The following is an 11,924-nucleotide window of genomic DNA, read 5'->3' as shown; positions in this document are numbered from 1 at the left end:
GAAGCTAGGTTGGGAAACTAACATCTAAGTATAAAATACCCTGGAGGGGTTCCCGAGTGGCCAAAGGGAGCAGACTGTAAATCTGCCGGCACTGCCTTCGATGGTTCGAATCCGTCCCCCTCCACCATATTCTTTCTTATGTTTATCCTTTGAACATGAGAACAACTTGAAAGCTAGGTTGGGAAACTAACTTTTAAGTATACTCTTTGTAGTATGAAAATTACCCTGGAGGGGTTCCCGAGTGGCCAAAGGGAGCAGACTGTAAATCTGCCGGCACTGCCTTCGATGGTTCGAATCCGTCCCCCTCCACCATATTGAAAAAGCCAGCTCATTGAGCTGGCTTTTTTCGTTCTATCGCTATCGTTTTCAACTTTACCCCAACTATCTCAGCTAAGCTCTAGTCTCAGTAAAAAAGCTATGGTTCGTGATTTCCCGTTAAATAATACGTTACCTAAGCACTCATATCTACCTCAATTTAAGAGAGCATCCAAGTCTGAGTCGATTTACTTATGACAATTTACTTCTGACTATGGAATCAAGCTATTGCTCACCTTCATTAGTTCTATCTTCACTATTCCCTACTGTCTGGCTCATCGTTTCCCTTATAACAACCCTACTCTGTTCGACTTCAACCACTCACCATTCGTTTGATAGGTTTAGATTCTCTGATCTACGGGCATAAAAAATCCCGCTCGAAAGCGGGATTTTATTAAGACTAAATTGAACGCTGTTGGTGATTAACCTTGAATACCAACAATCAACCAAGGCGCGTTTGGCACGGTTAGGTCACGCTCTAGGTGCCAGATATCTTCGATCTCTTCTTCGATACCTTCCTCAGCATCACGGTAACGACCACTGAACTGTAGGCTAAGCTGTGCTTTATTCGCGTCATAATCAGCACGAACGATTTCAGCGTCTACATACATCACATCAGTGTGTTGCTCGCCTTCCAGCTTCGCACGCTCTGCCTTCAAGTCTTCAAATAAGCTTGGAGAAACGTACTCTTCAATGGTGTGCAGTTGGTTGTGGTTCCATGCACCCTGCAGAATTCGGTAATGCTCACGAGAGCCGTTAATGAATGCCGCTTGGTCAAAACCCGGTGGGAAGTTGTGTGGTACATCAGTTTGAGCACCGAAGCCGCCAAAACCACCAGCGTTTGTGTTTGGTTGCTGCTCAAAGTTCTGCATGTTTGGTTGCTCGAACTTAGAAGCGTTACCGCCAAATGCTGGCTGTTGACGATGCTGATTCATACTGCCCTGCTTTGCGCCAAGCATGCCTCGCATCAGTTTGAAGATCACAAATGCAATCAAACCGATGATTAGGATATCCATGAACTGGATGCCTTCGAACGCACCACCAAAGAATGCGGCCAATAAACCACCAGCTAGAAGACCGCCCAGTAAACCACCCATCAAGCCTTTTTTGCTCGATGTCTTAGCACCTTGTTCTTTACCGATGGTATTTGTATTTTGTTGCTGCTGTTTAGGAGCAGGCGCGGTTTTGTAACTCTTACCAAAAGATTTACCACCACCGAACTTCTTCGCTTCCGCGATAGGCGTTACGGCAACGGTAAACATCAGTAAAGCAACAATCGAAAATAAACGTTTCATCGTTATCCTTAAAATTGACGATAAGTATCTAAGTATATGCATCCGACCGTCTGAGCACTTTGTAATCTCAAGCAGTAGCACGCCAAAGATGAATATGGAATCATCATACTCGCTATAATAAAACAATGAAACTATCTACATGATCCGACATGTATCAGAATATTGCCAAACTCATAGGTTTCTGACGTGATTGCCTTATTGACGCCTATTACCTAGCTGTCTATCATATTGAACAATGTTCAATATGTAGTATTAAATTATGGCGCGCAGAAACGATCACACCCGAGAAGAATTGGTAAATTTAACTCTTTCCACTGTCCAAGAATTTTTGGCGGAAAACTCATACCACGATCTCAGCCTTCGTAAGATCGCGAACATGATTGGCTATGTACCGAGTACCTTAGTTAATGTTTTTGGTAACTACAACCTGCTACTTTTGCATGTAGTGGCACAAACACTTGATGAGCTGCAGCAACAAGCAACAAAGGCAACTAAAAACAGCAAAGATTCACATCAAGCGCTTTTTCAGCTCGCTTATTGTTATCACGATTTTGCTCAACAGAACCCATACCGCTGGCAGTTAGTGTTCGAACACAATATGAATGGCGCCGAACTCCCTGAGTGGCATGCTAAACGCATCGACGGTATGACAGGCATGCTAGAAGCCTTGCTAGCTGCTATTGCTCCTCAGAGGACAGAGCAAGAAGTGCTACAAGCAAGCCGGGTATTATGGTCTGGTGTACATGGTATCACCCTACTTAGCGTGGATGATAAGTTCTTCTCTTCTGAGCCTATCGACGGAAAAGAGCTGATCGACAACTTGCTTTCTAATTATTTAATGAACTGGTAATAAGGGATTATTCATGTCACCTGACAACCAGTCGTCTCTACTTCGACAGCAAAAGTTTCTTCCCTATTTTGTTACCCAGTTTTTTGGCGCTTTCAACGACAACATATTCAAAAATGTACTGCTGCTGTTTGTTGCTTTTGCTGGTTCTAGCGCGCTCCCGATCTCTAGTAACTTGTTCATCAACCTTGCTGCGGGGCTATTTATTCTGCCTTTCTTCTTATTCTCCGCATCCGCGGGGGTACTAGCAGATAAGTATGAGAAGTCGTGGTTTATCCGCAAAGTAAAGCTGTTCGAAATAGGCATCATGTTGTTGGGAGCGATTGGCTTTATTACCGAGAGCTACGGCGTGCTCCTTTTACTTCTGTTCTTGATGGGGACGCAATCTGCGTTCTTTGGTCCAGTCAAATACGCACTGCTTCCTCAGCAACTCAACGAAAAAGAACTGGTTCCTGGTAACGCCTTAGTCGAAGCTGGTACGTTTATCGCGATTTTGGTCGGTACGCTTGGCGCAGGTCTTATCGCATCTGCAGACAATGCCAAATATCTTGCCGCATTCTGCGTCGTTATCTTCGCTGTACTAGGCTATCTCTCTAGCCGCTTTATTCCCTTCGCTTCAGCTGGCGCACCAGATATTCAATTTAAGTGGCAGCCTACAAGCAAACCAAACTCACACTTTCTATTGCGAAGTCTGATCGAATTGTCTTCCAATGTATCATGGCTATTAGCTGGTTCTGGTTCTTAGGCGCGGCTTATCTGACTCAGTTCCCTAACTTCACTAAGGTGTATTTAAATGGCACCGAAAGCGCGGTTTCTTTCCTTTTAGCACTCTTCTCGGTGGGGATTGCTGTCGGCTCTATGGCTTGTAACTGGCTCTCCAATCATCGTATTGAAGTAGGCATAGTACCAATTGGGGCTTTGGGTATTACAATATTTGGTTTCTTGATGGCGACATCGATCCCAACGGACTTACCTCGCTTCCACACATTCGCTGAATTTGTTAGCTATGAGGCATTCTGGTCGCTGTTCTTTTACTTATTGATGATCGGGGTCTCCGGCGGTCTCTTTATCGTTCCGCTATACGCCTTAATGCAACACAGAGCAAAAGAAACTGAACGAGCGCAAGTCATTGCGGGCTTAAACATCTTTAACTCTCTCTTTATGGTGGGCAGTGCAGTTTTAGGCATTGTTTGTTTGAGCGTGCTTGAGATGAGCATACCTCAACTGTTCGCACTTCTGGCGATTCTTAACTTCCTCGTTGCAACATACATCTTTCTACAGATCCCTATCTTTGTAGTGCGCTTCGTGATGTGGGTGGTAACCCATACTATTTACCGAGTAAAACACAAGAACTTACACCACCTTCCAGAACACGGTGGGGCGTTGATCGTCTGTAACCATGTCAGTTATATGGACTCGCTACTGTTAAGTGCAGTTTGCCCACGCCTAATTCGCTTTGTAATGGAAGAAGACTATGCCAACCTCCCTCCACTAAGACGCTTCCTTCGTCGAGCAGGAGTGATTCCTATCTCAGCCAGCAATCGAACCTCTATTCGCAGAGCTTTCAGTGATGTTGAAAAAGCATTGAGCGAAGGTCATATTGTCTGCATCTTCCCTGAAGGACGTTTGACAGCAGATGGTGAGATGAATGAATTTATGCGCGGTATTGATATCATTCTTCGCCGTAGCCCTGTTCCTGTCATTCCGATGGCATTGAAAGGCTTGTGGGGCAGTTACTTTAGCCGAGCGAAAGGTCGTGCCTGTAAGGGGCTTCCAACACGTTTTTGGTCCAAGCTGGAAATAGAAGCGGGAACGCCAGTCGATCCAAAACAAGCCAGTGCACAAGCCATGTTTGAGAAAGTAAAAGCACTCCGCGGAGACTGGCGTTAAATTCAAACAAGTATTTTCATATTCTTGAACATGCGTTTAGTTTTAGTGAACGCATGTTCAATTCATTAAAACTTTCTGACCCAAAACGTTACTGTATACTCCACGCTTTAACTCACAACCACGAACGACACCCTTGAATACAAAGAATATCCCCTTTGGATTGGCACTGCTGTTTTGTTTGACCCCTTTTGTGTCCTCTCCTATTGCGCTTGTGATCGGTTTTCTATTGGCGAGCTTCAGCCTAGTACCGACCGAACTTCCTATTGCCTCTTTTACTAAGAAGCTGCTTTCCTATTCGATCATTGGCTTAGGCTTCGGTATTCACTTTGAGCAGGCTCTCGCCGTCACCTCTGATGGCATTGGTCTGATCATCGCAACCATTCTCGGAACACTGGTGATCGGCATGATGATCGCGAAAGCCATTAAGCTAGAGCGCACCACAGCCTACCTAATCGCTTCTGGTACTGCGATTTGTGGTGGTAGCGCGATTGCCGCTGTCGCGCCTGCGATCAAAGCAAAAGATGAACAAATTGGCTTAGCTCTAGCGACGGTTTTTGTGCTCAACTCGCTGGCGCTGTTTATCTTCCCTGTGATTGGTCACGCTGTTGGCTTGGATCAGCATACGTTCGGAACGTGGGCTGCGATTGCGATTCACGATACGTCTTCCGTTGTGGGCGCAGCATCTGCCTACGGTGAAGAAGCGCTAACCACGGCAACAACATTAAAGCTTGCTCGTGCGCTGTGGATCATTCCTGTCGCATTCATCAGTGCCGTGATCTTTTCTCGTGGAAACGGAGAGGAAGGCAAAAGTAAGTTAGTCATTCCTTACTTCATTTTCTGGTACTGCGCTGCAATTGCATTCAGCGACTTCTTCCCGCAATTTGAAGTGGTGTATCAAGGCATCTTTGCTATTGCTAAGCAAGCGCTTGTGGTGTGTCTGTTTTTGATTGGTTGCAGTATTTCAGTATCGAAACTGAAGTCAGCAGGCGCTAAGCCATTGTTGTTTGGCGTCACATTGTGGGTTCTGATTTCAACAACCTCGCTTGGCTGGCTACTTTTCAGCTAAACCTTGATTGATTTTATCTGGCTGAGTTGGCTCTTCTTTTTGGGCGCTTTGACTTTTGTGTACCAACACTAAAGCAATCGCAACCAGAAAAGCGGTTAACTCAGCCAACGAGCGCGTTAAGCCCTCAGTGCTGACAGCAACGCCGATTTGCAATAACACCGCTGCCGCTAACGCTAATTTGATCATCCTGAACCTTATGCTTTATTCCTTAATCTTTGAGCATGATTATGATTCAGAGTTATAAGGATACGAAATTCCCTTTTCGACTAATTCATTGCGAAATCAACTATACCCAAGTGACTTCAAGGTGCTGGAATCAGAGCGCTGTCACTGATTCCCTACTTACCGAAAGCAAGCAAGGAAAACAACGAAGGGTAATAGCAAGTGTTTGACGATGAAATTGTTTCAGTGGCACGCTCCCAAAGGGCGAGTTGCCTTGGTTCGTATGCTTCGTTAACAACTTTTGATTTAGAACCACTAGATCTTCAAATTGTTGCCTCGCCTTCAAACCAAGTCATTCTCGCTGAACCAAGCATTTTGAGGTTACTTGGGTATATGACTTTCTATCCAAGAGATAAAGGTTTTCACTTTAGGTCGGTGCTCGTAGCCTGAAGGGCAAATTAAGTCGTAACCCAACTGGGTATCCATCACAGGATAGGGACTAACTAGCTCACCTTTGTCTAAGAGATCTTTGACGAATCGATATCGCCCCATCGCAACGCCAACGTTATTTCTTGCTGCTAGCACTGCCATATCACGATGGCTCACACAGTAAAAATGCTGAAAAACATCCACGTCCAGTCCCATATAAGCAACCCAGCGCTGCCAAACATCAGAACCAAGAGCGTGAACAAAGTTGATGCGATTGAGAGACTCAGTGCCGTCTTCTAAGATATTCAGTTCCTTCATGTACTGAGGCGTACAGACCGGAATGTATTTTTCGCCAAATAACCGCTGACGGTACACGTCAACCATATGATCCGTATCGTAGAAAATCGCCACATCAATCTGATTGGTCACCAAATCGAGTTGGTTTTCTTGGGCGAAAAGGTTGAGGTTAAAACCTGGGAAATGGCGTTGGAAATCCGCAATGCGAGGCATCAACCACCCATTCAAAAACCCAGGGGACGCAGCAATGTTGAGCTCACCCACCAAGTCCGTCGACTTGATCTCTTCAATCTCATTAAAAATGGTACTGAGTGACGTAGATAACGTTTTTTGAAATCGATGCCCTTCTGATGTCAGTTCAAGCTTTCGAGTGCCTCGAACAAACAGAGAGAAACCCAATTCCTGTTCTAGTACTTTAATGCGATGGCTCACGGCGCCTTGAGTCAAGTGCAGCTCTTTTGCCGCCTGCGTAAAGCTGAGATGCTTAGCTGCGATGCTAAAGGTATGAAGGTTTCGAAGCAGTAACTGTTGATTCGCCATGATCGACCATGCATTAAAAATATTAATTCATGATAGTAGTGAATTCGTTTGTTTGCGTCGATAATTAAGTTTCAAATAGCCCTTAGAAACTTAATAAAAACGCCACTTTCAAACATAGATCATGTTTTAGGTGGCATTAAAATTATAGGGGCAAATATGAATATACTCGGCTACATGCAAAAAGTCGGTAAGGCATTAATGGTACCCGTAGCAACCCTACCTGCTGCGGCAATCTTGATGGGGATTGGCTACTGGATAGATCCGGTCGGCTGGGGTTCTGAAAGTGTCTTAGCAGCATTCCTCATTAAATCAGGCGGCGCAATCATCGACAACATGGCGGTACTGTTCGCCGTTGGTGTCGCTTTCGGATTAAGCAAAGACAAAAACGGCTCAGCAGCACTGTCTGGGTTTATCTGTTTTATGGTACTGACGACGCTATTGGCGCCAGGTGCCGTCACACAATTAATGGACGTCGCTGCGGATGAAGTGCCGGATGCATTCAATAAGATCAACAACCAGTTCATCGGTATTTTGGTGGGGATTATCTCCGCTGAAATCTACAACCGTTACTCAGGTGTCGAACTACCAAAAGCACTGGCGTTCTTTAGCGGCAAACGCTTGGTTCCTATTCTTACCTCTATCGCAGGTATGGCGCTGGCGTTTGTTCTGCTTTACGTATGGCCTGTGATTTACGATGCATTAATTATTTTCGGAACCAAACTTGAATCCATGGGTGCGGTTGGCGCGGGTTTATTTGGTTTCTTTAACCGTCTAATGCTAACAATCGGCATGCACCACGCGCTTTATCCTGTCTTCTGGTTCGACGTGGTTGGCATCAACGACATTCCTAACTTCTTAGGCGGCGCACAATCTATTGCTAACGGCACTGCTGTAGTTGGCCAGACGGGTATGTACCAAGCCGGTTTCTTTCCAATCATGATGTTTGGTCTGCCGGGCGCTGCTCTTGCGATTTATCACTGTGCTGATAAACAAAACAAAACCAAAGTGTTCTCAATCATGTTGGCTGCGGCAATGGCGTCTTTCTTCACTGGTATTACAGAGCCTCTAGAGTTCAGTTTTATGTTCCTAGCACCAGTGCTGTACCTGATTCACGCGGTACTGACTGGTATCTCAATGTACATTGCAGCAAGCATGCAGTGGATGGCGGGCTTTGGTTTCTCAGCAGGTTTTGTTGACTTCGTACTATCAAGCCAAAACCCACTGGCAACCAAATGGTACATGCTGATCCCACAAGGTTTAGTCTTCTTTGCGATTTACTACAGTGTATTCCGCTTCGCAATCATCAAGTTCAACCTGCGAACACCAGGTCGTGGCGAAGACATGGAAAAAGAAGTGACCGAGAATATTGGCGAACTTGCAAAAGACTACATTGCAGCGATTGGCGGTGCAGACAACATCCTAGAAGTGGACAACTGCATTACTCGTTTACGTCTAACCGTTAAGGATTCATCGCTGGCTGACGAGACAAAACTGAAACAACTCGGCGCAGCAGGCGTGGTTTGTATTGGTAAAGGTGGCCTGCAAGTCATCATCGGCCTAGGCAAAGTAGATAAAGTAGCTGAGCAGATGAAACTAGCGCTCGCTAACTAAAGAATTGTGGTGACTCACCATCACCACATCCCCCTGAAGTGCAATAACGCTTAGTCACCGTTTTGCACTTCATTCTTTAACCAATCTTTCACTGCTTTGCGCGACACTTTAATACCACCACCCAACAGGGTTTGAGGCATTGCGTAATACGCTACTGGCCATTTGAATTTCTCTAGCTTAGTTTTTAGGTATTGCTCGTACTGTACTTTGCTCAATAACGATTCTGTTTGAATCACAGCCGCTGGTCGGTGTCCAAACTCAACATCCTCTACTGGCACAACAATACTCTGTGAAATACTCTCAATTTGGTTCAGTACCGCTTCAATTTCTTCACAGTGAACATTCTCACCGCCAGAGATAAATTGATTGTCTGCTCGACCAATGATCTTGAGTTCGTCGCCTTGCCACTCTCCGAGATCTTTACTGTCGAACCAACCATTTTCATTCAGAAGTGAGGTAACTGAGCCTTGCTTGAAATAGCCTGCAGCTAGGGTTTGTCCGCCGATATAAATACGTTCTTCCATCAGCTTAATATCGCGGTTTTGTAATAGATGACCTGCGTTACTGATGCTATCGATTGGTTTTGCAGTTACGGTAGAAGCCGCTTCTGTCATACCATAACCTAGCCAAGTTTCAATGCCTTGCTTTGTTGCTCGCAGTGCCAACTCATGAGCTACATGACTGCCGCCCAGTAAAACATGCGTGAGAGATAATTCGACTTGTTCATCCAGTAAACGCTTAAGTTGTGTCGCAACTAAAGAAGCATGAGAGACACCAAGAATATCATCAGCGAGCTTTCCGCCCCCCCCACTTTGAGTGTTCCACCAGCAAATAGCCAGCGATAAACAATCGCCAAGCCTGACACGTGGTAAAGCGGCAAGGAAAGCAGCCAAGTATCTTGATGGTTGAATCGAAACTCAGCTAATAAACCTTGAGCAGAAGCAAGGTGCTGACGATGAGTATGCACCACGGCTTTAGGGGTGCCTGTCGAGCCAGAAGTAAACACAATAGACGCTAAAGCATCATGTGCGTAGCCTTCGCTTGAACTGCCAGTGTCAACTGACGATTCGCTATTCAGAGTCGAAAGCTGGATGATACATAGTTGCGATAACTGCTGTTCAGAGTAGCCACTGGCAACACCACCAGCAAACCACACAAAACGTTGCTGAGTCGGCTTGTATAGCGTCGTTAACTTGCCTGAAAGTGCCTCAAAAGGCTGCGGCATGGTCAACGCAGCAATTGCGCCTACCTGCTGAGCAGCAAGATAAAACCACAAGGTTTCAACTTGGTTCTTACCGACTAGCGTCACCACATCTCCACTCGCGACACCCTGTTGTTGAAGATAGCGAGCGTACAACTCGACACGAGCAGTCAATTGCTGCCAGTTAACTTGTTCTTTTGTTGTCTCAAGCGCAATAGAAAAAGGGCTCACTTGAGCCCAATATTTCCATGGTGCAATCGCAATAGTATCTATGCTGAATGCCACACTAACTCCTGCTCAGATAGCGGAAGAACTGGAAGCTCACACTTCGGCCAACCTTGCTCTAGCTGCGCTTTGAACAAACCAATAGTATCCAGACCTGGGATCTCATTAGGTAATTGCCATTGCGCTAAGCGAGCAAGCTGGTTCAGACCCAAGCTTGATTCAATGCTCGAACTGATCACCGCCTTGATACCCAACGCCTTCGCCTTTTCAATCAGCTTAATACAGAAATCAACCGAGCCAATCAAAGTCGGCTTAATGATGATGGTCTTCACACCGGTAAGGTCTTCTAAGCTGAAGTCTTCACGGCGAACCGCATCTTGCAGTGTTTCATCCCACGCGATTGCAATCCCCGTATTGATAGCGAAAGACAGGCTATCACCCGGAGAGCGGCATGGCTCTTCCAAGAAGGTAATACGCTGGCGCAGTGATGGTGCAATGTACTTAGCAAACTGCTGCGCTTTTTCTGGTGTCCAAGCACGGTTAGCATCAAGGCGAAGTGTCAACTGTGGAATCGACTCAAGGAACAAGTTCACCAGCATACCGTCACGAATAGGTTCGTATAAACCCACTTTTACTTTCGCGACTTTTTCGCCTTCCATTTCGTTCAGTTTCGGGATCAGATCGTCTGGATCACCGTTACACAGAGGGGCGACTTGGTACTTACCTTGCGTAGGTAAACCGCCTTCAAGCTCCAACTGAGCCATAGACAGACCAAACGCAACCGATGGATACATATGGTTGTAATCTAAAGGCAAGTTTGCCACCCAGCGCTCTGCTTGCGCTTGCAGCTGAATACCCGCTTCCTCAGTGCCTTCTAGGCTAAAGCCAACCAAAGGGGCAACTTCACCACGACCAACCTTGTCACCGTCCGTTAATTCAAGGATATAACCTTTACGTTCCGTCAGCTTGTTATCACGCAGTATTACGCCACTGTCCATTGGCAGGCAGTAACGGTAAATCTTCGCTTTACGCATAATTCGAATCCTATGTAATGCCGTATATTCTGAGCTTTTTAACGAGAGAACCCGCCAGTCTCCCAGAGGGCGAGACGCTCAGGACGAAAAACGAAACAGAGGAGCACAATGGCTCCTCTTCTTATACGGATTATGGGTTACGAGGGAACTTGTCGAAGTCTGGGCGACGTTTCTCGTTGAATGCGTTTCGGCCTTCTTGGCCTTCATCCGTCATGTAGAACATCATGGTTGCGTTACCCGCAAGTTCTTGCAGACCCGCTTGACCATCACAGTCCGCGTTCAATGCAGCTTTCAAGCAACGCAGTGCCATTGGGCTGTGTTGCAGTACTTCACGACACCAACGAACGGTTTCTTTCTCTAGATCCGCTAGTGGCACCACTGTGTTAACCAAGCCCATGTCTACCGCTTCTTGAGCATTGTAGAAACGACATAGGAACCAGATTTCGCGAGCTTTCTTTTGGCCTACGATGCGAGCCATGTAAGATGCGCCCCAACCGCCATCAAATGAACCCACTTTAGGGCCTGTTTGACCAAATTGAGCGTTGTCAGCAGCAATTGTTAGGTCACACATCATGTGCAGTACGTGACCACCGCCCACAGCCCAACCAGCTACCGATGCGATCACTGGTTTTGGACAAGTACGGATGTCGCGTTGGAAATCTAATACGTTTAGGTGGTGCGTACCTTGGTCGTCTTTGTAGCCGCCGTAGTCGCCACGGATCTTCTGGTCACCGCCAGAACAGAATGCGTCTTCACCTAGACCGGTCAGAATGATCACGCCAACACCAGAGTCGTAGCGAGCATCTGCCAACGCATCAATCATCTCTTTTACCGTTTGAGGACGGAACGCGTTACGCACTTGAGGACGTGCAATGGTGATTTTCGCGATACCATCTTCAGACTTGTGGTAGTGAATGTCCTCGTATTTGTCGCCGCAATCTTTCCATTGAACCGGAGCGTAAAGTTCTTCTTCAGAAATGCCTACTGTTTTAGCCATGGTGATTCCCATTGT

The 11,924-nt window shown here is 46.2% G+C and carries 8 protein-coding genes, 2 tRNA genes and 2 pseudogenes; 6 read left to right on the top strand and 6 right to left on the bottom strand.

Annotated elements, in window-relative coordinates; translation table 11 throughout:
• Positions 1–42: 42 nt before the first annotated feature.
• Together B853_RS04565 and B853_RS04560 are read left to right on the top strand one after the other, a co-directional pair.
• Positions 43–127 (top strand) — tRNA-Tyr (locus B853_RS04565).
• A gap of 100 nt (positions 128–227) precedes the next feature.
• Positions 228–312: transfer RNA gene (locus B853_RS04560), tRNA-Tyr, on the top strand.
• Between the two features lie 425 nt (positions 313–737).
• Here B853_RS04560 and B853_RS04555 read toward each other — a convergent pair.
• On the bottom strand, positions 738–1,610 hold the full coding sequence (locus B853_RS04555; RefSeq protein ID WP_038887929.1) for a Tim44 domain-containing protein: 873 nt from the start codon (positions 1,608–1,610) through the stop codon (positions 738–740).
• Positions 1,611–1,869: 259 nt separating this feature from the next.
• Here B853_RS04555 and B853_RS04550 point away from each other — a divergent pair, with 259 nt between their 5' ends.
• From B853_RS04550 to B853_RS04540, 3 genes and pseudogenes are all read left to right on the top strand, one after another.
• The gene (locus tag B853_RS04550; protein ID WP_010447044.1) at positions 1,870–2,460 is read left to right on the top strand and encodes a TetR/AcrR family transcriptional regulator; all 591 of its coding nucleotides are present in this window, start codon (positions 1,870–1,872) and stop codon (positions 2,458–2,460) included.
• 13 nt (positions 2,461–2,473) lie between these two features.
• Positions 2,474–4,347: pseudogene (locus B853_RS04545) on the top strand (MFS transporter).
• A 133-nt stretch (positions 4,348–4,480) separates the two neighbouring features.
• Positions 4,481–5,413 (top strand): putative sulfate exporter family transporter, encoded by a 933-nt coding sequence (locus B853_RS04540; RefSeq protein WP_128826807.1) that lies wholly within the window; start codon positions 4,481–4,483, stop codon positions 5,411–5,413.
• On the opposite strand, the gene B853_RS04535 is transcribed toward B853_RS04540, so the two are convergent.
• Positions 5,399–5,599, bottom strand: coding sequence for a hypothetical protein (locus B853_RS04535; RefSeq protein WP_038887935.1), 201 nt, complete (start codon positions 5,597–5,599; stop codon positions 5,399–5,401). The genes B853_RS04540 and B853_RS04535 overlap by 15 nt on opposite strands.
• Before the next feature lie 357 nt (positions 5,600–5,956).
• Positions 5,957–6,841 carry a LysR substrate-binding domain-containing protein gene (locus B853_RS04530; protein ID WP_038887937.1) on the bottom strand — a complete coding sequence of 295 codons (885 nt, stop codon included), beginning with the start codon at positions 6,839–6,841 and terminating at the stop codon, positions 5,957–5,959.
• A 156-nt stretch (positions 6,842–6,997) separates the two neighbouring features.
• On the opposite strand from B853_RS04530, the gene nagE reads away from it, so the two are divergent.
• Entirely contained in the window at positions 6,998–8,452 is a 1,455-nt protein-coding gene (nagE, locus tag B853_RS04525) for an N-acetylglucosamine-specific PTS transporter subunit IIBC (protein WP_038887939.1), read from the top strand.
• A 50-nt stretch (positions 8,453–8,502) separates the two neighbouring features.
• Here nagE and menE read toward each other — a convergent pair.
• The 3 genes and pseudogenes from menE to menB all read right to left on the bottom strand — a co-directional run bounded on the left by menE (position 8,503) and on the right by menB (position 11,909).
• Positions 8,503–9,938 (bottom strand): annotated as a pseudogene (gene menE / locus B853_RS04520) (o-succinylbenzoate--CoA ligase).
• Positions 9,923–10,912, bottom strand: a complete 990-nt coding sequence (gene menC, locus B853_RS04515) for an o-succinylbenzoate synthase (RefSeq protein ID WP_038887942.1) — start codon at positions 10,910–10,912, stop codon at positions 9,923–9,925. Before menC ends, menE begins: the two are co-directional and overlap by 16 nt.
• 130 nt (positions 10,913–11,042) lie before the next feature.
• Positions 11,043–11,909 carry a 1,4-dihydroxy-2-naphthoyl-CoA synthase gene (menB, locus tag B853_RS04510; RefSeq protein WP_038887944.1) on the bottom strand — a complete coding sequence of 289 codons (867 nt, stop codon included), beginning with the start codon at positions 11,907–11,909 and terminating at the stop codon, positions 11,043–11,045.
• Between the last annotated feature and the right edge of the window lie 15 nt (positions 11,910–11,924).

The sequence above is a fragment of the Vibrio rotiferianus CAIM 577 = LMG 21460 genome, from assembly GCF_002741985.1.
Lineage (GTDB): Bacteria > Pseudomonadota > Gammaproteobacteria > Enterobacterales > Vibrionaceae > Vibrio > Vibrio rotiferianus.
The sequence above is the reverse complement of the archived record's forward strand: the minus strand, read 5'-3'. Positions and strand labels throughout refer to the sequence as shown.